General features: G+C 72.0%; 16 protein-coding genes. 5 read left to right on the top strand and 11 right to left on the bottom strand.

What is annotated here, in order from left to right; genetic code table 11:
- Positions 1 to 27: 27 nt before the first annotated feature.
- Positions 28 to 432 carry a helix-turn-helix domain-containing protein gene (locus ACWCPW_RS26485; RefSeq protein WP_449764078.1) on the bottom strand — a complete coding sequence of 135 codons (405 nt, stop codon included), beginning with the start codon at positions 430 to 432 and terminating at the stop codon, positions 28 to 30.
- A gap of 284 nt (positions 433 to 716) precedes the next feature.
- Here ACWCPW_RS26485 and ACWCPW_RS26480 point away from each other — a divergent pair, with 284 nt between their 5' ends.
- A complete protein-coding gene (locus ACWCPW_RS26480; protein WP_449764077.1) occupies positions 717 to 821 on the top strand; it encodes a hypothetical protein in 105 nt (34 codons plus the stop codon).
- Positions 822 to 1,006: 185 nt separating this feature from the next.
- Here ACWCPW_RS26480 and ACWCPW_RS26475 read toward each other — a convergent pair whose 3' ends face one another.
- Entirely contained in the window at positions 1,007 to 2,611 is a 1,605-nt protein-coding gene (locus ACWCPW_RS26475) for an N-acyl-D-amino-acid deacylase family protein (RefSeq protein WP_449764076.1), read from the bottom strand.
- A 368-nt stretch (positions 2,612 to 2,979) separates the two neighbouring features.
- On the opposite strand from ACWCPW_RS26475, the gene ACWCPW_RS26470 reads away from it, so the two are divergent.
- Positions 2,980 to 4,539 (top strand): phytoene desaturase family protein, encoded by a 1,560-nt coding sequence (locus ACWCPW_RS26470; RefSeq protein ID WP_449764196.1) that lies wholly within the window; start codon positions 2,980 to 2,982, stop codon positions 4,537 to 4,539.
- Positions 4,540 to 4,573: 34 nt separating this feature from the next.
- On the opposite strand, the gene ACWCPW_RS26465 is transcribed toward ACWCPW_RS26470, so the two are convergent.
- On the bottom strand, positions 4,574 to 5,092 hold the full coding sequence (locus ACWCPW_RS26465; protein ID WP_449764075.1) for an anthrone oxygenase family protein: 519 nt from the start codon (positions 5,090 to 5,092) through the stop codon (positions 4,574 to 4,576).
- 223 nt (positions 5,093 to 5,315) lie between these two features.
- Here ACWCPW_RS26465 and ACWCPW_RS26460 point away from each other — a divergent pair, with 223 nt between their 5' ends.
- On the top strand, positions 5,316 to 5,960 hold the full coding sequence (locus ACWCPW_RS26460) for a TetR/AcrR family transcriptional regulator (RefSeq protein WP_449764074.1): 645 nt from the start codon (positions 5,316 to 5,318) through the stop codon (positions 5,958 to 5,960).
- A 506-nt stretch (positions 5,961 to 6,466) separates the two neighbouring features.
- Complete coding sequence (locus ACWCPW_RS26455; RefSeq protein WP_449764073.1) at positions 6,467 to 7,300, top strand: hypothetical protein; 834 nt, start codon at positions 6,467 to 6,469, stop codon at positions 7,298 to 7,300.
- Positions 7,301 to 7,365: 65 nt separating this feature from the next.
- Here the strand turns inward: ACWCPW_RS26455 and ACWCPW_RS26450 are convergent, their stop codons facing one another.
- The 8 genes from ACWCPW_RS26450 to ACWCPW_RS26415 form a co-directional block, all read right to left on the bottom strand.
- A complete protein-coding gene (locus ACWCPW_RS26450; RefSeq protein ID WP_449764072.1) occupies positions 7,366 to 8,100 on the bottom strand; it encodes a VOC family protein in 735 nt (244 codons plus the stop codon).
- A 9-nt stretch (positions 8,101 to 8,109) separates the two neighbouring features.
- Positions 8,110 to 12,096: an nSTAND1 domain-containing NTPase gene (locus ACWCPW_RS26445; protein ID WP_449764071.1), complete on the bottom strand. Its 3,987-nt coding sequence runs from the start codon at positions 12,094 to 12,096 to the stop codon at positions 8,110 to 8,112.
- Between the two features lie 195 nt (positions 12,097 to 12,291).
- A complete protein-coding gene (locus tag ACWCPW_RS26440) occupies positions 12,292 to 13,530 on the bottom strand; it encodes a serine hydrolase domain-containing protein (RefSeq protein ID WP_449764195.1) in 1,239 nt (412 codons plus the stop codon).
- A gap of 289 nt (positions 13,531 to 13,819) precedes the next feature.
- Positions 13,820 to 14,434, bottom strand: coding sequence for a dihydrofolate reductase family protein (locus ACWCPW_RS26435; protein WP_449764070.1), 615 nt, complete (start codon positions 14,432 to 14,434; stop codon positions 13,820 to 13,822).
- Between the two features lie 220 nt (positions 14,435 to 14,654).
- The gene (locus ACWCPW_RS26430; RefSeq protein WP_449764069.1) at positions 14,655 to 15,977 is read right to left on the bottom strand and encodes a sensor histidine kinase; all 1,323 of its coding nucleotides are present in this window, start codon (positions 15,975 to 15,977) and stop codon (positions 14,655 to 14,657) included.
- 219 nt (positions 15,978 to 16,196) lie between these two features.
- Positions 16,197 to 18,740, bottom strand: coding sequence for an FtsX-like permease family protein (locus ACWCPW_RS26425; protein ID WP_449764068.1), 2,544 nt, complete (start codon positions 18,738 to 18,740; stop codon positions 16,197 to 16,199).
- Entirely contained in the window at positions 18,740 to 19,498 is a 759-nt protein-coding gene (locus ACWCPW_RS26420) for an ABC transporter ATP-binding protein (RefSeq protein ID WP_449764194.1), read from the bottom strand. The genes ACWCPW_RS26425 and ACWCPW_RS26420 overlap by 1 nt, the downstream gene beginning before the upstream one ends.
- A gap of 766 nt (positions 19,499 to 20,264) precedes the next feature.
- Positions 20,265 to 21,314 (bottom strand): cytochrome P450, encoded by a 1,050-nt coding sequence (locus tag ACWCPW_RS26415; protein WP_449764067.1) that lies wholly within the window; start codon positions 21,312 to 21,314, stop codon positions 20,265 to 20,267.
- Positions 21,315 to 22,238: 924 nt separating this feature from the next.
- On the opposite strand from ACWCPW_RS26415, the gene ACWCPW_RS26410 reads away from it, so the two are divergent.
- Positions 22,239 to 26,347: ATP-binding protein (locus tag ACWCPW_RS26410; RefSeq protein ID WP_449764066.1), on the top strand; the 4,109-nt coding region annotated here is incomplete at its 3' end.

The following is a 26,347-nucleotide window of genomic DNA, read 5'->3' as shown; positions in this document are numbered from 1 at the left end:
GCGTCCCGGCTCCCCGACGGCGTACGGTCACGCCGCCAGCGCGAAGGCGGCATGGCAGACCGGGGTCGAACGACCCACGGGGCGGGTGCTCCTCAGGTTCTCGCTGACCGCGAGGGTCAGATCGACGAGGCCCACCCCCAGGGCGCCGCCGACGGCCGCGATCATCTCGCTCGACGGCTCCTTGATGCCGCGCTCCACCTCGGAGAGGTATTGCGGCGACACACCCGCGCGGCCCGCCGTCTCGACGAGTGTCTCGCCGCGATCGTGGCGCAGCGAACGAAGCTGCTCACCGAGCGCGTGCCGCCACAACGGCTCGCGGCTCGGCGCGGCGGCGCGCCGCGGCTCGGGTGCGCGGTGCCCGTTGTCGGCGGCACGGGGCGAACGCTTGTCGTCGGCGGCACGGGGCGAAAGCGGTGGGGCGGTCTCGGCCATGCCTCATGGTAGGCCGCCCCCCGCCGTGTTTCGAAGTTGTCCGCCCGCAGCGGAATCCGGCGAGCCGCGCGCCGGGTGCGCCCGGGTTTCCGGTAATTGCCTCGACGGCGGTGTCGGGTCGGTAGTGGGATCTCCCGGTGGACCAGGTGAGGGGTGTCTCTTGTCCGAGGTGACCGAGCGTCCGGCCGCAGCCGCCGGCGAGGTGCTGTTGGGGGGTGAACCGCCGGTCGTCCGGCTCGGCTTCGGCACGATGCGGTTGCCGGGACCGGGGGTGGGGCGCGCCGATGGACCACGCCGAAGCGGTACGCACGCTGCGCCGCGCGGTACCGCTGGGCGTCGGCCTGATCGACACGGCCGACGCGTACGGGCCTTGCGCAGCGAGGAGTTGATCGCCGAGGCGCTGTACCCGTACCCCCGGATCGACCTCCATCACCTGCACCGCGTCGACCCGACGTCGCCGTCGCCCGGATCGAACTGTCGAACGACGAGGTCGCCGCTTTGACGCCCCGGTGGTCCGACGTCGCACGGTGACGGCGGATCGTCCCGCGCACCCGTGGTACCCCGGGGATCGTGATCACGACACGTCGCGTCGCAGTGCCCGACCGGCCAACGCGCCCGTGGGTCGTCCGTCGCGCAGTGCGGCGGTCCCGTTCACCAGGACGTGCCGCATGCCGCGGGCGTAGCTTGCCGGATTCGCGTACGTCGCCGTGTCCAGCACGTCCTCGGCCGAGAAGATCGCCACGTCGGCGTGTGCCCCGACCCGCAGCGCCCCTCGGTCCCGCAGGCGCAGCGTCGTCGCGGGCAGGCTCGTCATCCGCCGGACGGCCTGCTCCAGCGTCACGATCCCCTCGTCGCGCGCGTAGCGCCCCAGCACCCGGGCGAAGGTCCCGAAGGCCCGAGGATGCACGGGATGGTCGGTGAAGCGTTCGTCGACCGCCGGGGCGTCCGAGTCCGAGCCCACCGACACCCAGTCCCGCTCGAAGGCGAGTCGGATGTTGTCCTCGTTGCCGATGAAGTAGGCCGCGTCGGCGTGCGGCGCGGCGAGGACGATGTCCAGCAGCGTGGTGACCGGGTCGACGTCGCCTCGGGCCTTCGCGATCTCCGCGACGGTGGATCCGGGCGTGACACCGATGTCCGGATGGTGCGACAGGATCACGATGCCCTCGGCGCCGCCGCTCATCCGCCACAGGCTCTCCCAGTCACCGCCGTCGCGCACCGCGTCGGCGATCGCCGACCGCTCCCGCGGAGCGCCGAGACGCTCCCGGAGCCGCTCCGGTCCACCGAGGTGGAAGGGCGGCGGGATGGCGAACGCCAAGGCCGTACTGCCGGCCGCGTACGGGTAGATGTCGGCGGTGACGTCGACACCGGCCGCCCGGGCCGACTCGATCCGGTTCAGGACCTCGCGCATCTTGGTCCAGTTGTCACGGCCCGCGGTCTTCAGGTGATAGATCTCGGCGCGCGCACCGGAGGCCCGGGCGATGTCGAGGAGTTCCTCGACGCCTTCCAGGAGGCGATCGCCCTCGTTCCGCAGGTGCGAGATGTACAGCGCGTCATACCGTGCCAACACACGTGCGTAGGCGATGAGTTCGGACGTGGCGGCGTAGGTGCCCGGCGGGTAGATCAGCGCGGAGCCGACCCCCAGCGCACCGTCCGCCAACTCCTGCTCCAGGAGCGCGCACGCGCTGCCGATGTCGTCGTCGCTCAGCGGGCGATTCTCGAGCCCGGCGACGGACATCCGCAGATTGTCCGCCCCGACGAAGCTCGCCACGTTGTGACCGACGCCGCGCGACTCGAGGTCCTCCAGGAACTCCCGCAACCGAGGCCACGAGCGGCGGGCTCCCTCGGGGACCGCGCCGAACTCGATCATCCCCTCGGTCATCACGCCGGCCACCGGACCGAGCGAGACGCCCTCGCCGAAGACCTGCGTGGTGACACCCTGGTAGAGGTCCGACAGGCCCCGGGGGTCCGTCTGAAGCGTGAAGTAGGCGTGGCTCAGCACGTTGACGAAGCCGGGGCAGACCACACAGCCCCGCGCGTCGATCTCGTCGCGCCCCCGGGTCCCGCCGACATCCCCGATCGCGACCACCCGCCCGGCGTCGATCGCGACATCGCCGTCGAACGCGGGCGATCCGCTCCCGTCGACGACGGATCCTTCGCGGACAACGAGATCGACCTGCATACGGAACCTCTTCGAGTACGGGTGGGCCGGTTCCCCGGTGGCGCCCCTCAGTATCGCCGCGGCCGGGCCCACGGGGTTCGGACCCGCGCACGAGCGATACGTCGAAGGTGTGTCCATCCGTACGAAGACGAAGACGAGGAAGAAGACGGCCACGGAGACGAGGGCGGGGAGGGGGGACGGGGACGAACGCGAGGAGCAAGCCTCGACCGGACCACGAAGCCTCGACCAAGGGCCCCGACCCCGTCCGGGCGCGCCCGCCCCGACGCCGACCCGACCGCGCGCCCGCTACCCGGCCGCGACGTCGGACCCTACGCTGCTGTGCGTGGTTGTCGTGCAGGCCGAGATCGCCGATTCCGGAGGCGTACGTGGTGCGTGACGGTGGGAGCTTCGACGTCGTCGTGGTCGGGGGCGGGCACAACGGCCTGGTCGCGGCCGCGTACCTGGCGCAGGCGGGCCGCTCGGTGCTGGTGCTGGAGCGGCTCGACGAGGTCGGCGGCGCGGCGGTGTCCTGTCGGCCGTTTCCCGGGGTCGACGTGCGCCTGTCGCGATACTCCTACCTGGTCAGTCTGCTGCCTCGCAAGATCGTCGACGACCTGCGGCTGCCCCTCACGCTGCGCCGACGCCGGGTCGGCTCGTACACCCCGCTCGGCGCTCGCGGCCTGCTCGTCGACGCCGCGGACCACGAACGCACCCGCGCCGAACTCACCCGCTTCGCGGGCCCGCGCGAGGCCGACGCGTGGGAGCGCTTCGGCGCGGCCACGGCGCGACTGGCCCGTCGGGTGTTTCCCACCCTGACCGAACCGCTGCGCTCCGCGGCCGAATTCCGCCGGCTCGTGGACGACGAACGCCTGTGGGAAGCACTGTTCGCGCAACCCCTGTCCGGCCTGATCGAGGCGGAGTTCGCCGACGACACGGTGCGCGGCGTGCTGGCGACGGACGCGCTGATCGGCACGTTCGCCCCGATGGACGACCCCGCGCTGCGGCAGAACCGCTGCTTCCTCTATCACGTGATCGGCGGTGGCACGGGGGATTGGGACGTACCGGTCGGCGGCATGGGAGCCGTCACCTCGGGCCTCGCCGACACGACCCGCGCCGCGGGCGCGCGGCTGCTCACCGGGGCCTCGGTGACCGCCGTGGATCCGGACGGCGAGGTGCGGTACACGATCGGCGACCGGGACCATCGCGTCACGGGCGGGCACGTACTGGCCGCCGTCGCTCCCGACACGCTGGCCCGTCTGCTCGGCGACACTCCGGACGGGCCCGCGCCGGAGGGATCACAGCTCAAGGTCAACATGGTCCTGGCCCGGCTGCCGCGACTGCGCGACCCGCTCGCGGACCCGCGCCGGGCCTTCGCGGGCACCTTCCACGTCAACGAGGGGTACGCGCAGCTCGCGGCGGCGTACGACCGCGCCGCGACCGGGGGGATGCCGACCCTGCCGCCGGGCGAGATGTACTGCCATACCCTCACCGACCCCTCCATCCTGGGTCCGGGCCTCCAGGCGGCGGGCGCGCACACGCTGACACTGTTCGGCCTGCACATGCCCGGACGCCTGTTCGCCCACGACAACGACGGCGCCAGGGCGAAGGCACTGCGCGCGACGCTCGACTCGGTCGACAGCGTCCTGGCCGAACCGATCGAGGACTGCCTGCTGCGCGACAGCGACGGCAACCCGTGTCTGGAGGTCCGCACGCCGCTCGACCTGGAGCACGAACTCGGCCTGCCGGCGGGGCACATCTTCCATCGGGACCTGTCCTGGCCGTACGCGCAGGACGCCGAGACGCACGGCACGTGGGGCGTCGAGACGGCCCACGAGCGAATCCTGCTCTGCGGAGCCGGCGCGCGCCGCGGCGGCGGCGTGAGCGGTATCCCCGGCCACAACGCGGCCATGGCGGTCCTGGGGACGAGTCCGGCCCGACGCGCGCGTTGAGCGGGTCGAAGCCGGGGCGGGCGCCGCGTTCGGGTCACTCCTGCCGACGGGGTCGGGCCGGAAGGATGACGGCCGCGGTCGCCAGGAGGCCGAAGGCCGCCGCGGAGGCGATCGTGCGCACGGTGTTCCAGCGGTTCCAGTCGTCCTCGTAGTCGGCCCTGGCCGAGGTCAGTTCGGCCGGGGACGCGTTGGCGGCGACGTCCGCGAGGTCCTCGTTGAGCGGCACGCTGCGGGTCATGGTGATGCCGAAGCCGCCGATCAGATAGACCACGAGCGCCGCCCCGATCAGCCAAACGGCCGTCGCCCGCGGCCCGAGCACGCCCCATGCCAGGCCCAGGGCCACCGCCGTGAACCCGATCGCGCCGAAGAACGACAACGCGAACGGGCCGTTGCGCACGACGCTGTTGATCGCCTTCATCGCGGATACGTAGGTGTCGTCGTCCACTTTCGCGAGGCCGCCCGTGACGGACACCTCGTAGGCGTAGAAGAAGCCGGTGATCGCGCCCATGGCGAGGAGCGCGACCCCCAGACCCGTTCGCAGGGCACGGGGCATGGTGGTCTCCCGACAATTAATCGTACTCCCAGGTTCGATTAATAATCGAACCGCCGGGTACTCTTGTCAACGCCCGAGACCGAGACCGAGACCGAGACCGAGACCGAGACCGAGACCGAGACCGAGACCGAGACCGAGACCGAGACGGCGCCGGAAGCCGAGCCGGAAGCCGGAACCGGAACCTGGAACCGAACCGACAGGCCACGAACGAAGGGCCGAACAAGTGAGCGCCGAACCCGAACCCCGCAACCGAAGGGGTCGCCCGCGCCTGGGCGAAGAGGAGGGGCGCCGGACCGCGATATTGGAGGCCGCCTTCGACGAACTGTCCGAACGGGGCTACACGGCCGCCACCATGCTCGGCATCGCGCGCCGCGCCGGCGCCTCCAAGGAGACCTTGTACAGCCGATTCGGCGACAAGCGCGGCCTCTTCGCGGAGCTGATCCGGCACCAGGCCGAGCAGACCAACGCCCGCGCCGCCACCGCGCTCGCCCGGGACCTCCCGCCGCGCGAGGCCCTGACCGGCTTCGCCGCGGGTCTGCTGCGGCTCCTGCTCGGGCCGCGCTCGGTCGCCATCAACCGCGCCGCGATCACCGCGCCCGAACTGGCCGAGACGCTCCTCGAACAGGGCCGGCACACCACCGGACCCATGGTCGCCCGCTACCTCGCCGACCTGTCCGCCGACGGCATCCTGGCCATCGACGACCCCGAGGACGCCTTCCGGCTCCTCTACGGCCTGGTCGTCGCCGACAGCCAGATCCGGGTCCTGCTCGGCGAACTCCCGCCCACCGACCTCGACCGGCGCGCCCGGACGGCCGTCGACCGCTTCCTGACCCTGACCGCGGGCGCACGCCTCGACGCCGCCCGGTGACCGCTCCGCGTCGGCCGCGCATACTCCCGACGCGCGGGCCGACCGCGTCCGCCCCGATCCGCCACGACCCGCCGCCCCGACCGAACAACCGTTCGCCACAACGTACTTCGGTCCCGAATCCGACCGCCGATCAGCAACTTTCATTGCTACTCACCGCCGATCACGCCGTGTAAGCGTCACGGACGCCGAGTTCGCCGCCGATCGCGACTCCGCGTTCGACCGCGCGGTCCGGTTGCTCGGTCCCCGGCGGGCCTGACCCAAGTCCGGACCGAACGCTCTGACCCCGAGTCCGGACCCCAAGCCCTTGGCCCCGCCCCGGGGTTCGGCGGGCGGGCGGCTCGTCGGCTCGCGCCCGCCCGGCGAACCCGACGTGGCGTCCGCCCGAAACCCTCACACACGAGGGCGGCGCGCCCTAGCCTGAAATGGGATCGGTTCCGCGCGCGACGCGGTGACCGTTGGGGGGCCGTGCCGGTTTTCGGTCGCGGTGAAGCAGTGGGGGTACCGGGATGTCAGTCAATACGGCACGCGCGAACGTCCTCGGCAAGACCCTGTGCGCGGGGTCCGTCGCGGGATCACTGGTCGCCTGCGGGGTGGTCGTGCAACAGGCGGCGCCCGCGCTGACCGTCGAGGTCGCCCGCATCATGATGGCGCAGGGCGGCGCGATCACGATCAAGCAGGCGCTGAAACTCACGGTGTCGGTTCTCGGGCCGATCGTCCTCGACCAACTGACCGGCACCACCGGGTCGGGAGGCGGCGTGACCCAGGTGGGGACCAAGGCCGTCGAGAACGACTGGACGATCGTGGTGCGGCGGAAGGTCGGCGCCACCGTGCAGAACACCGGGTACAAGGTCGCCTACGCGGGCAAGGTGCACGTGATCACCAACGGCCGGACCATCCAGACCTTCGAGCCCAGCAAGAAGCTGATCACCATCGACGCGGCCTCCGACACGCCCACCACCGTCGCCGTCGTCGACAGCCTGGAGCAACCCGCGCGCAGTTCGGGCAAGTTCCGGGTCCTGGCGGCCGGCAAGTACACCGACTTCGACTTCGACACGGACAAACGGTCCGGCTCACGCAAGGGGACGGACCTGCACGTGACGCTCAGTGGCCCCTCCGGCGCACACGGCGCGGTGTACGCGAACTACTCCGGCGAGGGCAAGCCGGCCCTGTCCGACTGCGTCACCGTTCGACCCGACGCGTGGACCACCGACTTCGGCAAGCTGAACATGCGCAAGCCGTACTGCGTACAGACCAGCGAGGGCCGGTTCGGCACCTTCGGCATCAGCAGCACCGGCGAATACTCCTACACCATGTGGCAAACGGCGTCGAGCCTCACCTGAGGCGGTCGCGGCCGGACGGCGCCGGACGGGCTCGCCCTCGCCCGGAGCGGTCCGGCCGCCCGCGCTCAGCCGGACGGGTCCGGCGGTTCCGGCACCGTCCGGTCGCCGAGATCCGCCAACCGTCGGAGCTCGTCCCGCGCGGACTCGCGTTCCTCGGGGCTGAGTTGCACCGCGACGGCGCGCGTGATCGTGGCCGTGGCGGTCTCCTCGTCCCCCAGGCGCCCGGCGACATCCGCGCGCAGCACGAGCAGGCGCAGCAGTTGCGCGGGCGTTGGCCGCTCGTCCGCGAGGTCCAGCACCCGGTCGATGATCCTGGCGGCACCCGCCGGGTCGTCCTTGGAGTCCGCGAACAACGAGGCATGGTGCAGCGCCCGGGCGAACGTCTCCTCGGGGGCGGGCCGATGGTGTTGTTCACCGCTGGTCGGCTGCCCGATGCGCAGGCAGTTGCCGCCCGGATCGGTGACGAGGAACTGCCGCACCCCGTAGGACATTTCCTTCAGCGGCCCGATGCGCGGCAGTCCGCGGGTCGGGATCCGTCCATACGTCGCCTTCAGGCCGGCCCGGAACGCCTCGTACAGTCCGTCCACGTCCGCGGTGTGGATGTAGCACGTGCTGTACGACTCGGCAGGCTCGTACCGCTTCAAGCCGAAGAACTGGAGTTCGATGTCACCGCGTTCGACGACGGCGTAGGGATTGGGGCTCTTCTGGAGGTAGGTCGTCTCGAAACCGAGCGCCACATAGAAGTCGACGACGGGTTGGATCGTCCGGCACGGCAGAATCGGAACAGTCTTCTCGCCCATCCGCACAGCCTAGCCGGCCCGATATCCGCCGCTCGCCCGACGGCCGCCCACGCTACGGCCGGGCACCCGAAGGGCGTTCGGCCGAAGGGCGTTCGGCCGAAGACTGCCCCTCGTGGCGGGCGCCGGCGGCCTCGACCCACCGGCGGGCATGAACGCGCCCGATGCCGGATCCCGCCGCGCCGATGCGGTGGGTGCGGCGGGGTCACACGTGCGACGGTAGGACGTGCCGCGGATGTAGTCGTTCCAGTCGTCCCGAGGCAGTCCGGCACCGGCCCGGCGACACACGGTCGCCGCGGCGGCGTCGACACCGATCCCGTAGCTCTGGATCGGCACATGTTGTCCGGCGGCGTACAGCGTGTCGCCGTCCGCGCTGAACGACAGCGCGTGGATGACGTCCCCCGGGGTCGCCAGCGGCGCTCCGATCGGTTGGGCGGACGCCGTGTCCCACAGCCTGAGCGAGCCCTCGTCGCCGGCGACCGCCAGGACTCGACCATCGGGAGAGAAGGCCAGCGCCGAAACGTACTGGTACGTAACGGTGTTCGGGTCGGTGAGCACGCCGAGCCGGCGCTGGAGCCCGCCGTCCCACACGATGGCACTGCCGGAGAACTCCCCGGCGGCGAGGAGGCGCCCGTCCGCGCTGAACGCCAACGCGGACGTCTTGCCGGGGCTGCGCGCGGTCCGGATCGGCTCGCCGGAGGGCAGGCCGACCACTTGGCCTCGGCCGGTGATCAACATGCGCCCGTCGGGGCGCAGCGCGAGGTGGTTCCCGCCGGCTCCCGCGATCGTCCGAGTGGCGGTCCGGGTGGCGATGTCCCATTCCAGGACGGTCGGTTCATCGTTCCCGGGGTTGTGGGACAACAAGAGGGTGCGGTCGTCCGGTCCGAAGGCGACCGCCGAGACGGGTTCACCGCCGAGCACGGCCAGGTCGACGGTCGAGGTTTCCCGGCGCTCCACGGTGTCCCACAAGGACAGGCGCGCGGAGTCGCCGGTGCCGTGGACCAGTCGTCTGCCGTCGGCGCCGAACGCGAGGTACACGCCACACCCCGGGCGGCACGATGCCTCCCTCGGCCCGCCCACGGTCTCCCGCGCACGCACATCGAGGATGCGAAAGCCGAGTCGCTCGCCGGCCGCGGTCGGCGAGGCGACCGCGAGCAGCGACCCGTCGGGGCTGAACACGCTTGCCACGACCGGTCTTTCCTCCCATCGGGCGTCGGCGGCCAGACCCAGTGACAGGGTTCGCACGGTCGATCCCCAGGACCCCGTGGGCCCGCCGAGGTAGCGGATCCAGCCGGCCGCCGGATCGATTCTCAGGTCCGCCGCGGTTTCGCCGGCCAGGACGTACCGGTACACCGGCGGCCCCTCGCGATCGACCCTCCACAGCAGGATCTCGGCGCCGTCGGAGGCGACCAGGAACCGACCGTCGGCGCTGAACTCGACCTGCTTGAGGTCGGCGTGGGTGATTTTGGTCCGTTCCCGGCCCGAGGCGATGTCCCAGCTGCGCACCTCACTGTCGGAGACGACGACGAGTTGCCCGCCGTCGGGGGTGAACCGAACGCGTTCCTGGAGGCATTCCGCGGTCGTGACCCGAGGGGCCCAGGGCGTGTCCAGACGCCGGCGTTCGGCTGTGTCCCACAACTGGAGCGACTGCCCCGGCACGCACAGCGCCAGCAGCCGATCGTCGGGACCGACGACCGCGTCGGGGAAGGCGCCGTCGACGGTCGCCATGACCCGCCGCTCACGCAGGAGTCGGGTCAGTCCGAACTGCACCTGCGACCAATCGGCCCCCACCGGTTCGCCCGTGGGCTCCTGGCGGCCCTCCCGCAGTTCCAGAAGCACGTCGCGGCGCCGCGTATCCCACAGCCGGACCACGTACTCGTGCGGGGCGGTGTCGTAGGTGATCAGCGCGCGGCCGCTCGTCGTCGTCTCGGCTCCGCCGAAGACCGACGTCAGCGGCGTCCCGTCGCGCCGCCCCGTGGCCACCTCGTGCAGCACCAGCGTCTCCTCGTACTCGCCGACGAACAGGGGAAGCATCCGCGCGTCGGAGCGGATCGCCCCCGCCCTCCGCGTGTCCTGCCCCAGCCCGGGCATCGACCGGATCGCGCGGTGGGTGTCGACGCTCCACTCGGTGACGCCGGCCGCGCCCACGCTGAGCAGCGTGCGCCCGTCGGCGCTCAGACCTCGCATGGTGTCGGCGTCCGTGTTCGGATCGGTGAAGGCGTCCTGCTCCTTCTGGGACATGGCCGCGAGCAGCCCGGAGCGGGTTTCCGGGAGATCGGCCAGCCGCCAGGCCGCGACACTCAGACGCATCGCCAGGAGGGGGTCGGACAGCCGCAGGGTGGCGGCGACACCGGCGACGCGGCGGGCCTCGGCCTCGATCCGCCGGCGCTCGCCCAACCGGTTCTGTTGCCACGCGACCGAGGCCACCAGGAGGGTCAGCACCACCAGGATCGACGACACGGCGAGGCGCAGGGTCCGGCGGCGCCGTTCGCCCGACCGCGCGCCGATCGACGCGGTGACGAAAGCGCGTTCGAGCGGGGTGAGATCCGGCGAGCGATCCGGGTGCGGACCGAAGTGTTCCTCGACCATGGCCAGGCGCAGTCCGCGGTACACGGCGGCCGCGTCGCGACCGAGTTCGTCCCAGGTCGTGGCCGCCTCGGTGAGGTGCCCCCGCACACGCAGCCGTTCACGGTCCTCCTCGATCCAGGCGCGCAGCCGGGGGCAGGCGGTGAACACCGCCTCGTGCGCGATGTCCACCATCTCCCCGTCCAGCACCACGATGCGGGCCCGAACGAGCCGTTCGAGCACGTGCGCGACCGTGCTCGGGTCGTCGGCGGTGAACCGGTCCCGGTGGGTGGGGCATCGGGTGTCCGGGGTTCCCTGTCCTGGGGTGACCAGGCGCAGCAGGATGCGGCGGGCGGTCGCGATCTGCGCGGGTGTCGATGCGGCGTAGAGGTCTTCGGTGGTGCGGGCGATGGCGCCGCGCAGGCCGCCCGCCGCCTCGAAGGTCTCCTCGGTCAGCGCCCGGCCGCGACGCCGGCGCCAGGTTTCCCGCAGGGCGTGTGACATCAGCGGCAGGGCCGCGGGCTCGTTCGCGATCTCGGCGACGATCCGGGCGGTCAGGCCGCGTTCCACGATCAGCCCGCACGCGGCGGCCGGTCCGATGATGGCCTGGCGCAGCTCGTCGGAACCCATCGGCGGCACCGCGAGCGTGCCTTCGCGGATCGCCTCGAAGAGTTCGGGAAACTCGGCGCAGCGCCCGAAGAAGTCCGCCCGTACCGCGACGACGACCCGCGCGCCGTGTTCGGGCCGCCCCACGGTGAGCAGCAGGTCGACGAAGCACGCGCGTTCCCCCGGATCGGTGCACAGGGTGAAGATCTCCTCGAACTGGTCCACGACGATCACGGTGCCCGGGCGGGTGTTCGCCGGCGACAACGCGCCTTCGTGGGTGCGAGCCGGCTGCGGGCCGGGCGTCAGCAGGCGGATCGCGGGCGGACGTTCGCCGTCGGTGGGGCCGTGCCGCAGGTGCCAGACGAGCCCGGCCCGCAGCAGCGACGTCTTGCCGCTGCCGGACGGACCGAGCACCGTGACGAACGGCCGCTTGCGAACGAACCCGGCCAGTCGCTCGACGAGTTCGTCGCGGCCGAAGAAGCGTGCGTGGTCGTCGACTTCGAACCGCGCCAGACCCGGGTACGGGGAGGCGGCCGGGTCGCGGTCGGCGGCCGATTCCTCCGAGGCCACCCGTACCGTCTCGTGCCAACGCAGCTCCCAGGCGGCGGTGTCGCCGCCGCACGCGCGAACGTAGGCGAGGGTGACGGCCAGTGAGGGAAGCCGCTCGCCCGCGGCGGCCTGTGCCAGCGTGGCCGTCGAGTAGCCCGCCCGCGAGGCCATCTCCCGATAGGTGAGGCCGCCGCTCTTTCGGCGCAACTCCCGTAGCTCGTAGGCGAGATGCGCGACCGGCCCGGCCGTCGGATCGAGCGGTCGCTCACGACGTCCCACGTATCCCCCGATCACGTGTGAAATCCGAGCCCTCACGCTACGGATCGGGTCATGCACCCGCAAGCGATCCGCGCGGGGCCGCCCGGCGCCCCGATCCGGGCGCACCCTCGGGTGCACAACCACCGATCGCGACACGACGGTGGGGCCGGTCCCGCCTCGGACCGGCCCCACCGCGGCGCGGGATCGACTCCGCCGTCACTCCACCGGAGCAGCCGCCTCGTCCTCGGGCAGCGGCGCTCGGCCGACGAGCGCGCGCGGCGCCGGCGCCTTGCCGCAGAACGCCGACTCCAGGGTGTCGCCCAGGATCGTGTTCACGGTGCCGTTGTTGGTGACGTTGGCCACCGAGGTGACGCTGCGCCGGCCGTCACGAGTGGTGAACGCGTAGGTGTAGTAGCCCTGCACGGTCCCGGTGTGCCCGTAGACCGAGATGCCGCAGGAGAGATCCCGTCGGCGCAGGCCCAGCCCGTAGAAGCGGGTCCCCGAGGTGTCGCTGGGCGTCATCCGCACCATCTGGTCCAGCAGGTCGGCGCGCAGCAGTCGGCCGCCCAGCAGCGCCGAGACGAATCGGTCGAGGTCGCCCGGGCTGGAGATCATCGCTCCGGCCGACTGGGCCCAGGAGACGGTCTGTTCGGTCGAGTCCACGAGCGGTGCGCCCGCCTCGTCCGGGGTGAGGTAGCCGCGGACGCTCTTGCCGGCGATGCCCGTCGCGGGGTGCACGTACCGGGTGTCCCGCAGGTGCAGCGGGCCGATGATCCGTCGCTCGTACTCCTGTTGCACCGTGCGGCCGGACAACTTTTCGATCAGGGCCCCGACGACCACGAAGTTGCTGTTCGAGTACTGGTAGGTGGTGCCCGGCACGGCCGTCGCGGGATGCGCGGTGGACAGCGCGATGAGTTCGTCGTATGTGAAGACCTTGTCGCGCACCGCCTCGAAGCCCGGGACGGTTCGGGCGAACATGTCGTTCGAGTAGTCCCACAGCCCGCTCTTGTGCGTGAGCAGATGGCGCACGGTGATCCGGGTGTCCGGCAGGACGCCGGGCAGGTAGCGGTCGACGGGCGCGTCCAGGTCGACGACGCCCTCGCCGACCAACTGCATGAGCACGACGGTGGAGAAGGTCTTCGTCACGCTGCCGATGCGAAACCGCGCGTTCGTGTCCATGCCGGCGCCCGTCGCGGTGTCGCTCACGCCGGCCGTCTCGCGGTACACGGTGCGACCGTCGTCGATCCGGGTCATCGCCCCGGGAGCACCGGCCGCCAGTGTCCGGGTCAGCACATCGCGCAATCCCGCGAGGTCCGGTGCCGGGAGGGTCGCCGTGCCCTGCGAGGTTGATGAGCCGGCCGCCTCCGGGCCCGATACCTCGACCGCCGCCGCGGGGCCGACGGTAACGGCCGCGGCCAGCAGTGCGGTTGCCGCCGCGGTGCGTGTTCGTGAAATGCGTCGCAAGAGGTTGCTCCCATGTTCTTCGAACATTCTCGGCCGGGACGTCGAAGGCTCGCCGAACATGCCGGCCCACCGGGCCGGGGGCGACGCGGAGTGCGCACACCCGATCCCGTCGGCCCTCGAATTCCCGTCGGCCCGACGGTAGTCGATCAACGCACGCGGCTCGCCCGAAGCGTGACCGGCACGTGGGGGTGACGCGTGGGGGGGAGCGGTTCGGTCGCCGCATCGGTCTCGGGCGTCGGGGCCGCCGTGCGCGACGGCGGCCCCGATCGCCGCCGGCGGGTTACCGAGTCGTCCGCGACAGGTGGGTCTTGGCGTCCTGGTACGTGCCGGCGCCGGCGGAGTCGGCTCGGGTGTAGACGAGGTGCAGCACGCCGGACCCGAACGTCTTCGACGAGATCAACCGCAGCGGAATGCTGTCCTCGCCTTCGTCGAACAACCGCATGCCCTTGCGAACCACGATCGGGTGCACCAGCAGGTGCAGCTCGTCCAGCAGGCCGACTTCCAACAGCCGGCGCACGATCGAGATCGAGCCGCTGAGCGAGATGTCCCCGCCCGGCTCGTTCTTCAGGGCGGTGACGGCTGCCACGAACTCGCCTTCGAGCTGCTCGGAATTGCGCCACGTGAAGTCGAGTTTCCGCCCCGACACGACGATCTTGCGCGCGTCGCCCAGCACCTTGGCGAAGGCCGCGTCCTCACCGCCGGCCGCCTCCCGCTCCGGCCACGCCCCGGCGAAGCTGTCGTAGGTCTTGCGGCCGAGCAGAATGGTGTCGGCGGTGCCCAGCATCGAGCCGACCGCGGCGCCCATCTCGTCGTCGAAGTAGGGGAAGTGCCACTGGTCGGGTGCCTCCACGACGCCGTCGAGCGACACGAACAGGCCGGCGGTGATCTTCCTCATGGTGGTCCCCAGGGTGTCGAAGGTCGGTGAACTCTGTCATGGGGTTGACGACCGCCGGCGGCAGAACTCATCGCGGTTCCGCGATCGTTTCACGAGACATCGCGAAACCGACGGCACCCGCGCCTCGACGCGCGGCGTGCCGCTCCCGTGGGCGCGGCCTCGGTCGGCGGACCCGGACCGGCCTTCGACGAGCGCTCGCCGCCGACCGCGGTCCGCACCCTCAGCGCGGCTTCGACCGCGTGTCGTCGCCGGGTTCGGCCTCGCTCGGGTTCCCGGCGGGGGACGCCACGAGGAAGCCCCGCGCCGGGTCCTCGACACGGCCGAGAACCGGCGGCAGCGGAATGTCCGCCGCGACGCGGAACCCGCCTTCCGGGCGATGCCCGGTCTCCAACGTGCCGCCGTGCAGGACCACCCGCTCACGCATGCCGACCAGGCCGTACCCGCCGCCCGCCAGGCCGGCCGGCACCGCGGCGCCCGCACCGTCGTCGAGCACCTCGACCGCGACCCGGTCGGGGAGGTAGCGCACGCGCACGCACGCCCGCGCGTCGCCCGCGTGCTTGCGCGCGTTGGTCAACGCCTCCTGCACGATCCGGTACAGGGTCAGCCCCGCCGCCGGCGGCAGCGGCCTCGGCTCGCCCGTCTGCTCGAAGTCGACGGGCAGGCCGGCCGCGTCCGACTCGGCGATCAGGTGGTCGATGTCGTCCATCCCCAGCCGAGATCCGGACGGCCCGTTCGCGCCGGCGTCGGTGCCACGCAGCACGCCGAGCAGTTGTCGCATCTCGTCGAGCGCCGCCCGGCCGGACTCCTCCAGCGTGAGCAGCGCGCCGCGCGCGATCTCCTGCTCGGGCGTGAGCGTGGACCGCGCGCCACCCGACATCAGATTCATCGTGGTGATGTGGTGCGAGACGGTGTCGTGCAGTTCCCGGGCGATCCGGCGCCGTTCCTCGGTCACCGCCCGCTCCGCGAGCAGCTGTCGATTGAGGGCGAGCTGGTTCTGCCACTTGGCCACGCCGATGCCGACCGCGACCACCAGCACCGTGGCCGCCGTGTCGGCGAGGACGGGCGACAGTACACCGTCCCCGATGCGCACGGCCCGCAACACCTGCACCGCCACACAGGCACAGGCGGCGATCGCGGTGTCCCGGGTCCCGCGATGGCGGGCCACCGTGTACAGCGCGAACACCATCGCGCCGCCGTAGGAGTGCGAACTCGGCGTGACCGCCAAGAGGAAGGCCACCTGGAAAAAGACCGTGGCCGCGAGGACCCACACGGGGTACCGCCGGCGCAACAGCAGGCACACGGAGCCCAGCACCGCCAACAGGATCCCGAGCGGCGTCACCCCGGTACTGCCGGCACTTTCGGGCGCGACGTAGTTGAGTACGTCCCCGGCGCAGGCGAACAGCGCGATCAGCACATCGTTGCGCACGGCCCGAACGGTCACCAGGTCGCGCCAATGCCGGGGCAGCGGCTCCGGGTGCGGGCTCGCCGCAGCGCCGGTGCCGGGCGCTTCCGCCGAGACCGCCTGTGGGTGGTGGAACCCCATCGTCGGTCTCCCTCGCTGCCGATCGGTGCCGCGAAATATACCCGCCGGCTCGCCCGGAAGCGGTTTCGAAGACATCGGAGGAGCCGTCATGGACCGTCCGCCCCTCCGCCCGCCGCCGTTCACTCCACGCCCCTCCCCCACAAGACCGGGCCTCGCCCGCGGACACGAGAGGTCCGCGGGCGAGCCCGGTCCGGCCGGTCCCCCGGCCATTCCTTCCGGCTATTCCTTGGCGCCGACCGCGTCGATCGGTTCCACGCGCAGGAGTCGTCGGGTGACCGGCGCGACCGCGAGTGGGGCCAGCAGCAGGGCGGCGGCGCTGATCCCGAGCAGCAGTGGGATCGGTACATAGGGGGTGCTCTCGCCGAAGGCGGCCTTGCCGAACGGGACGAGGGTGACCAGCGCGATGGCCAGGCCGAGGGCGAGACCGATCACGCCGACCAGTACCGCCTCGCCGCGCATCACGCCGCGCACCTGGGCGTGGGTGCTGCCGATCATCCGCATCAGGCCGAGTTCCCGACGTCGGGCGAGGGTGGACACGACCATCGTGTTGACCGCGGCGATCGTGGCGAAGCCGGCCAGGATCACCAGCATCACCTGGTTCGTCCACTTGTTGGTCTCGCGGGCCTGGTCGCGTTCCGCGGCGTATCCGGCCCGGTCCGACACCGAGGTGTCGGGGTGTCGCCCGGTCACCTTGGTGAGCGCGGCGTCCACGGCGGCGGGGTCGGCCCCGTCGGCGAAGCGGACGAGCAGGCGGCCGTCCAGGGCGGCGTCGACGTGGTGTTCCACGGCGGCGCGCGAAAGGGTGACCACGGCGGTGCCCAGGCCCCGGTCGTAGGTGGCCACGAGCACGGGCTTGATCCTGGTGCCGTCGCCGAGGCGCATCTCGACGGGCTTGCCGACGCGTGCCTTGACGGTGTCGGCGGTGAGCCGGTCCATGGCGACCGCGCCGCCGGGCGGCTGTGCGGCGCCGGGGCGCAGGGCTTGCATGTCGCCCTTGCGTACGCCCAGGTCCAGAACCCGGGCGAGGTCGCTGTCGGTGCCGCCGACGGCCTGTGTCGGGAACTTCTCCAGCCGGTCCGACGTGGACATGACCACGCTGGTGGTCAGGATCGAGGTCACCGCGTCGACTCCGGGCACCCGGGCGACGTCGCCGGCGGTACGGGCCGGGAACCCGGGTCCGGTGACCACGCGGTCGGCGGTCAGGGCGGCCTGGGCCTGCTTCTCGCTGTAGTGGTCCTGCGCGGCGAACATGAACATCAGCGTGCTCGCGAAGGCGACGGTCAGCGTGATCGGGGTGATCGCGGAGGCGAGCCGGCGCGAATTGGCGCGGGCGTTGTCGAAGGCGAGTTGTCCGGGGACGCCGAACAGGCGCAGCAGGAGTCCCGTCAGCCGGACGAACAGGTGCGCGACGAGTGGGCCGAGCAGGCCGATGCCGAGCATGAACAGCATGATCACGCCGCTCGCCGCAGCGACCGCCTGATCACCGCTCACCTTCATCGCGAGTCCGGACAGGGCCGCGGCGCCGGCGATCGAGACGATGCCGAGCACGAGTCGGAACCAGCCGACCCGGGCGCGCTCGATGCCGGCCTCGCCGAGTGCCTCGGTGGGCTTGGTGCGGGCACTGGCCCGGGCTGCGATGAGCCCGGCCAGGACCGCGGACAGGATGCCCGCGCCGACCGCGGCGAGCATCGGGATCGGGCCGATCGACAGGGTCACCCCGTCCTCGACCATGCCGCGGTCGACCATCCGGTCGAACCACCATCGGGCGAGCAGTGTCCCGGGCAGCAGTCCGGCCAGGCCGGCGACCAGGGCCACGAATCCGGCCTCGGTGGAGATCGTCCGGCGGATCTGCCAGGGCGTGGCCCCCACGGCGCGCAGCAGCGCGAAGTCGCGGCGCCGCTGGGCCACGGACAGCGTGGTGGCGCCGGCGACGACGAACACGGAGACCATGGCGACGACGCCGCCGAAGGATCCGCCGACCGCGACGAGCATCTCCTTGGTGTCGCCCAGGCGGGGGTGTTCGACCTCGCCGCGCCCGTCGCCGGTGCGGACCTGGACGCCGGTGTCCCCGAGCGCCTTGCGCAGGTCGCCGGCGACCTTGCCGGTGGAGGCGCCGTCGGTGAGGAGTACGCCGAACGCGGTCACCTTGCCCGGGTTCCCGGCGAGCCGGGGTGCCTCGGAGTCGGCGACGTAGAGCCGGGCGCCCCGGCCGGGAGCGACGGCGGTGATCCGCAGGTCGGCCTCGCCCGAGGGCGTGCTCACCCGCAGCGTGCCGCCGGGGGCGGCGCCGTTGCCGGCGCGGGCCGCGGCCTCGGTGGTCAGCACCACCTCGCCGGGACGCGGCGCCGCGCCGCCCTGCGGGGTGCCGGCCAGGCGCGCGGTGGACCACGGGTGCGCGTCGAGCACGGCGGAGGAGGTCTGCGCGGGGAAGGTGAGGTCGGGCAGGACGGCGGCGACGCCGGGCACCGCGGCGATGCGCGCGGCCAGTCCCGCGTCGATCCGGGCCCGCTCGGGCAGGGCGACCGAGACCTCCTCCTTGTCCTCGCCGCTGCCGAAGGTCTTGTGCACGCTGTTCTGGCCGGCGACCACGATCGGGGTGTCGGCGTAGCGGCCGGGCGGCACGTGGGCGCGCAGGCCGCTCTCCAGGAAGATCCCGCACATCGTCACGAGCGTGGCGGCGAACAGCAGGGCGACGAACGAGCCGATGAAGGACGCGGGGCGAAACCGCACGGAGGTGCGGGCGAGTCCGTTGGTGCGCGGCATCAGGCGGCCCGCTCCCGCGTGCGCACCGGCTGTGCCAGGGCGACCATGCGCGCGGCGACCGCCTCGGGGGTGGGCGCGTGCAGGTGGCCGGCGAGGTGCCCGGCGGCGAGGAAGACGACGCGGTCGGCGTAGGAGGCGGCGACCGGGTCGTGGGTGACCATCACGATGGTGGCACCGGTGTCGTCCACGGCCCGGCGCAGCAGCGACAACACGTCGGCGGCCGTGCTGCTGTCGAGCGCGCCGGTGGGCTCGTCGGCGAACAGCACGTCGGGGCGGGTGACCAGGGCGCGGGCGATGGCGACCCGCTGCTGCTGGCCGCCGGAGAGCTGGGAGGGGCGGCGACCGGCGTGCTCGTGCAGTCCGACCAGGGACAACACCTCGGCCGCGCGCCGCCGGTCGGCGCGTTCGCCCGCGAGTCGCAGCGGCAGCAGTACGTTCTTCTCGACGGTCAACGAGGGCAGCAGGTTGAACGCCTGGAAGACGAAGCCCAGACGGGTACGGCGCAGCCGGGTGAGCTGGTTCTCGTTCATCGCGGTCAGGTCGTCGTCGCCCAGCAGCACCCGGCCCGAGCCCGGCTTGTCGAGTCCGGCGGCGCAGTGCAGGAAGGTGCTCTTGCCCGAGCCGGACGGGCCCATGACCGCGGTGAAGCTGCCCTTGGGGATGCTCAGGTCGATGCCGCGCAGCGCGTGCGTGGTCTGCGAGCCGCTCCCGTAGGTCTTGGTGATCCCTTCGAGCCGGACGGCCGGTGGGCCGCCCATGCCGTGTGCGGGCGGGCTCGGCGGTGCGAGCCGACTCTGCTGTCCCGGGTAGGGGGAGTATCCGGGGTGCTCCGGGTGCTCCGGGTGCTCCGGGTGCTCCGGGTATCCCGGATGGCCCTGCTGTCCCGGGTGGCCGATGGGTGGTATCCGGTCCGGGCGCGGGGACGCGACGGGCCCCGTGTTCGCCCGACGGTCGCCTCGTTTGCCTCGCCCGAACATGGTGCCTCCCGATGGGTTCCGACCTGCGAGAAAATCAACGCCGCGGACGCCATGGGGCGTGCGGCGACGGGATGTGCGCATGCCGAACCGGGTGTGGGTCGATCCCACTCCGGTCGTGCGTCGACCCCTGCGGTTCGTGGGTCCGACAGCGCCGCCACGGCGAGGTCGAACGCGTGTGGGCCGGGGGCCCGATCGACGAAGCGAACCGCCCCCGCGTTCCGTGTTCTCCACACTGCCAGGGCTTTTCCGGCCCGCCGTCGTACGGCGGGACGAGAATTCCGAGCGCAGGCGGTACCGGGGTACTGGTACTCGGCTCGGGCCGCGGCGCGCGCGTGCGGGGCGTATGCGGCCCTTCGGCGTCGCGTCGCTCGGGGGAACACGTCCTCGGCGTCGCGTCGCCGGGGAGAACACGTCGAGCCTCTCGGGCACGTGGATCGAAGTGCCCGAGAGGCTCGGGGAGTTGACGCGCCACATCCGCTCGACGCCGACACCGCCACACCGACCGGGGTCGGAGCGTCGCGCCGCGTGCGCCGATCGCGCCGCCGGGTCAGGCGCGCGGGCGGACGACCCTCACCCGGGTGACCCCGAGCAGGCCGGCCAGCGGCACCTTGGCGGTGGTCTGCTCCGGGCTCACCACGAGACCCTGGGAGCGGATCCGTTCCAGCAGGTGTTCGGCCAGGGGCACGATCAGGTGTCGGCCCCGGCAGCGCTCGTTGACGTGGCCGAAGGGGAGGTAACCCGGCTGGTTCTCCGCGTCCAGGTCCTGCCAGCGCCGCGGTCGGAACTCGTCCGGGTCGTCCCACAGATCGGGATCGCGGTGGCTGAGCAGCGGGAGCAGCAGCACGTCGTCGTTCGGACCGATCCGGGGGTCCAGGGCGGGAAACTCGCCGGACGCCACGCGCAGGATGTTCCACGACGGGGGCAACAACCGGAGCGCCTCCAGCACGATGTGCCGGTTCGACGCGTCCGGGTCGAAGGGCGAGCCGAGCCACAGCGCGTTGGCGACCAGCGCGGACACGCCCAGGCACACCGGTGCGGCGACTCGTCGGTACAGGCCCATGGCGTAGTGCCGATCGTCGGCGGCGGCCGCGGCGGTTCGGAGCGCCAGGTGTGACATGGACGCTTCGGGGCCGGGCCTGCCGGGCCATGCCGCACTGGCTCGGACCGCCGCGCGGGCCACCACGGGTGCCGTTTCGAGTCGAGGATCGGTAAGCAGGCGGAACCTCGAGGGTTCCGGACCGAAAAGCAGATCACGAAGATAGGCGTGGCCCGCGCGCGGCCAGATTCCGGAAAGATCGATCGAATCGGGACTCGGCTTCCGCAATGCGTCGCGAACGTCCCGCGAGATCGCGTGCAGCATGTCGTTCGCTTCCGCCCGGGCAATTGATCTTCCCTGGAGTGGCTTGAAAGTGGGCCGCTCGAATTCGTGGGCGGACCTGCTCCCCAGCAGTTTGTCCATGACGGTCGGGTCGGCGACTCCGACGGTGTCGGCCTCGAGGCGAAAAACCTTCGCTCCGCGCCGATCGCGAAGGAGTTCCTCGATCTTCGGCGAGAAAACCGTGACCCGCGCACGCCCGACCGTATCGGAACGACTCATCGACGCTCTCCACAAGGCTCGACGCTGTCCACAAGGCTCGACGCTCCCCGCACGGCGGGCGTCCCGCGCCCGGTGCGGCCGGATGTACGGCCGCACCGGGCGCGGGACCGGACTGCGAACCGACGCTGCTTCGGGTCGAGGCGGCGCTACCGCAAAGGTGTCGATCGTGCGGCGGAAGCGGGCACCACCCGCGGCGGTTCGATGATCATCCGATTCGCGAACGTGTTCCGATCAGCTGTACCAGATGAACCAAGTGGCGGACTTCAGGCTCTTCTCGGTCCTGAACCTCTTGGAGAAAGAGTTGACGATCTTCGTCACGACAACCTCCAGGTGACTTGTGAACCGGCCGAGTCGCATACGTGACTCGGGCGGGCCGGGGCGATAATCCATCGCTGGAGAATCCGACTTTCTGATTCTCGTCGCCTTGGAAGTGAATCCCCGACACGAAAGGCACGTCAATGTGACGTGGATCACAGATCAAAAACACGCACATATTCCTCACACGAACCAGGAAAACGAGCGTTTGCCGATCTTGCCGCCCACGGAAAGCGGATCTTCCACCGACTCGAAAGGCGGGTGCGAATATATATACTCCGGGCAAACACCTACTCCGGGCAAAGAATTCACCGACCCGCGTCGGCGACGTCCCGCCGCGTCGACCGGGCCCGGGGCTCGGGACCGGGCCGCCGACCGCACACGTGCCGACGTGCGGTCGTGTTTGTGGTAGGCCTTGCGTGGGACGGCCGCCGGATACGCCGACCGGGATCGCTTTTTGTAGGATTCCCACAACATAGCGGCGCCGGGATGCGTGGAGCGGCACATTGATGTACCCGGCCTTCATCGGACAGGGTGGGAGTAGGTGGAGGCGGCGCTCCGGGACCGGGACGTCGCCTTCTGTGCGTGGGTATTCGGGAGGATCAACCGGTGTTCAGTCGTGTCGCCATCGTCAACCGTGGAGAGGCCGCCATGCGGCTCATCCACGCCGTCCGGGATCTTTCGGCGGAAACCGGGACGCGGGTCGAGACGATCGCCCTGTACACCGACTCCGATCGCGACGCGACCTTCGTGCGCGAGGCGGACGTCGCCTACCCGCTGGGCCCCGCCTCGGCCCGGCCGTATCTCGACCACGCCGTCCTGGAGCGGGCCCTGGTGGAGACCGGGGCGGACGCCGCCTGGGTCGGCTGGGGCTTCGTGGCCGAGGACCCGGCGTTCGCCGAGTTGTGCGAGCGGATCGGCGTCGCCTTCGTCGGCCCGAGCGCCGAGGCGATGCGCCGGCTCGGTGACAAGATCGGCGCGAAGCTGATCGCCGAGGAGGTCGGCGTCCCGGTCGCACCGTGGAGCCGGGGCGAGGTGGCGACCCTCGACGACGCGCTGCGCGCCGGCGACGAGATCGGCTACCCCCTGATGCTCAAGGCCACCGCCGGCGGCGGCGGGCGCGGCATCCGCATGGTCGCCTCGGGTGCCGACCTGGCCGACGCCTACGTGCGCACCGGCCAGGAGGCGCTGCGCGCGTTCGGCTCCGGCGTGATGTTCCTGGAGCGCCTGGTCACCGGGGCCCGGCACGTCGAGGTCCAGGTCATCGCCGACGGACAGGGCACCGCGTGGGCGCTCGGCGTCCGCGACTGCTCGGTACAGCGACGCAACCAGAAGATCATCGAGGAGTCCGCCTCCCCGGTCCTGAGCCCCGAACAGATCGCCGAGCTGAAGGCGTCGGCGGAGCGACTCGCGCTGGCCGTCGACTACCGCGGCGCGGCGACCGTCGAATTCCTCTACCACCCCGGCGAGAAGCTGTTCGCGTTCCTCGAGGTCAACACCCGCCTCCAGGTCGAGCACCCGATCACCGAGATCACCACCGGCACCGACCTGGTCCGCCTGCAACTGCACGTGGCGAACGGCGGGAAGCTGGACGGCCCCCGCCCGGTCGAGGCGGGCCACGCCGTCGAGGCGCGACTCAACGCCGAGGACCCGGACCGCGACTTCGCCCCCTCGCCCGGCCGCATCACCCGGCTCGTGCTGCCCGCCGGCCCCGGCATCCGGGTGGACACCGGCGTCGGCGAGGGCGACACCATCCCGGCCGACTTCGACTCGATGATCGCCAAGATCATCGCCTACGGCCGCGACCGCGAGCAGGCGCTCGGCCGGCTGCGTCGGGCGATGGCCGAGACCACCGTCATCATCGAGGGCGGCGCGACCAACAAGAGCTTCGTGATCGACTTGCTCGACCAGCCCGAGGTGATCGACGCGAGCGCCGACACCGGCTGGATCGACCGCGTGCGCGCCCAAGGCCGTCTGGTCACCCACCGGCACTCCGCGGTCGCCCTGGCCGCGGCCGCGATCGAGGCCTACCGGGACGAGGAGGAGGTCAGCCGCCGCCGACTGCTGACCACCGCGCGCGGCGGGCGTCCGCAGGTGCGCCACGAAAGCGGCCGTCCGCTGGAGCTGCGACTGCGCGGCGTCGATTACCGCGTGAGCGTCGCCCGCGTGGGCCACAAGCGTTTCCGCGTCGGCGTCTCCGGCGGCGGCGACGTGCACCCGGCGGACGTCGAGCTCGAGCGCTTCGACGCGCACAGCGGCCGGATCGTGGTCAACGGGCACCGCTTCCGCCTGGTCTCCGCCACGCACGGCCCGATCCACCTGGTCGAGGTCGACGGCGTCACCCACCGGATCAGCCGCGACGAGGGCGGCGTCGTCCGCTCCCCCGCGCCCGCGCTGGTGGTCGCGACACCGCTGTCGGTCGGCGACAAGGTCGAGTCCGGCGCGCCCATCCTGGTGCTGGAGAGCATGAAGATGGAGACGGTGCTGCGCGCGCCGTTCCGGGCCCGGGTACGCGAATGCCCGGTGTCGGTGGGCAGCCAGGTCGAGACCGGCACGCCGCTGATGCGCCTGGAGCCGCTCGCCGACGAGGCCCCCGACGAGGAGACCGCGGGCGCCGTGCGCAGCGTCGAGATCGACCTGCCGGCCGAGCCGATCGACGCGTCGGCCGTCGAGCGGGTCGAGCGCGGCCTCGCGGACCTGCGCGGCCTGCTGCTGGGCTTCGACGTCGACCCGCAGGACCGGGCCCGCGTCCTGTCCGCGTATCCCGCCGCCCGGGCCGAACTCGGCGGCCGGCCGCTGCCGGGCGAAGTGGACCTGCTGACCGTGTTCGCCGACCTGTCGGAACTCAGCCGCAACACCTCGGGCGGTGAACTCGACGTCGAGCCCGGCAGCCCGGTACACAGCCCGCGCGAGTACTTCCACAGCTACCTGCAGAGCCTCGACGTCGAACGCGCGGGCGTCACCGAGGGCTTCCAGGCCAAGCTCCGGCGCATGCTCGGGCACTACGGCATCACCGACCTGGACCGCACACCGGAGCTGGAGGCCGCGGTCTTCCGGATCTTCCTGGCTCAACAGCGGATGTCGACCGACGTCGCCATCGTCTCCGAGGTACTGCGCCGGTGGCTGGCCGGCGCGCCGCCGGCCGAACCGCTGCGCGAGCGGGCCGGATTGACCCTGGAGCGCCTGGTCGAGGCCACCCAGGTGCGCTTCCCGGCGGTCTCGGACCTGGCCCGCGGCGTGGTGTGGCGCTGGTTCGCCCAGCCGCTGCTGCGCCGCAACCGGGCGAAGGCGTACGCCGCGGTGCGCAACGACCTGCGGCATCTGGACGAGCACCCGGACGCGCCGGACCGCGCCGAGCGCATCCAGGCCATGGTGGCCGTAGCCGAGCCGCTGGTGCGGCTGATCGGCCGGCGGAGCGGGCGGCCCGGGTGGGATCACGGGCCGCTGCTGGAGGTGTTGACCCGGCGCTACTACGGCAACCGCGGACTGTCCGAGGTGACCGCGTCCGAGCGGGCCGGCTGCAGGTTCGTCACCGCCGAGCACACCGGTACCAGCCGGGTGACCCGCCTGGTCACCACCGCCGTCGACATCGCCGCACTGCCCGACGCCATCGGCGCGGTCGGCGCGTTCGCCGCAGACGTCGCCGAACGCGGCCTGGTCGCCGACCTGTACGTCACGTGGGAGGACCAGCCGGACGCCGACACGATGGCGGCGCGGCTCGGCGAGATCCTGGCCGGGCAGCCGCTGCCGGCGGGCGTCGCCCGGATCACCACCACCGTGGTGGGCGCCGGCGGCGCGGTGATGCACCACCACTTCACCTTCCGTCCGGACGGCGCGGGCTTCGCCGAGGACCGACTGATCCGCGGCCTGCACCCGCAGATCGCGCGACGCCTGCAACTGGAGCGGCTGCGCGAGTTCGACCTCACCCGGCTGCCCACCGCGGACGAGGAGATCCACCTGTTCAAGGCCGTCGCGAAGAGCAACCCGGCCGACGAACGGCTGTTCGCGATGTGCCAGATCCGCGACCTCACGCCGCTGCGCGAGGCGGACGGCCGGCTGGTCGCGCTGCCCGCGGTGGAGGACGCGGTCACCGCGTGCATGGACGCGATCCGCAACATCCAGGCGCAACGCCCGCAGAACAAGCGGTTCGACACCAACCGGATCATGATGTACGTCTGGCCGTCGACCGATGTGACCACCGAGGAACTCGACACCCTGGTCCAGCGCATCCTGCCGACCACGGCGGGCGCCGGACTGGAGGAGGTCCAGTTCCTGGCCCGTCGGCGCACGAGCGCGGGCGAGATGACCGAGGTCGCCGTGCGGATCACCCTCGACCCCGGCCACGGCGCGGGCGTGCACGTCGGCGAGCCGTCGACGGAGCCGGTGCTGCCGCTGGACGAGTACCGCCAGAAGGTGCTGCGCGCGGCCCGACGCGGCAACGTCTACCCGTACGAACTGACCGGCCTGCTCGCCGGGACCGAGGGCGGCTTCGTCGAGCACGACCTCGACGAACACGGCGCGCTGGTGCCGGTGGACCGGCTCAGGGGCGGCAACACCGCGGCGATCGTCGCGGGCGTGGTCACCACCCCCACCGAGCGCCACCCCGAAGGCGTCACCCGCGTCGTGCTGCTCGGGGATCCGACGAAGGCGTTGGGTGCGTTGTCGGAGCCGGAGTGCCGTCGGGTGATCGCCGCGCTGGACCTGGCCGAGCGCATGCG

This window comes from Embleya sp. NPDC001921 (assembly GCF_053594475.1).
This window is presented reverse-complemented; position numbering and strand designations above follow the sequence as displayed.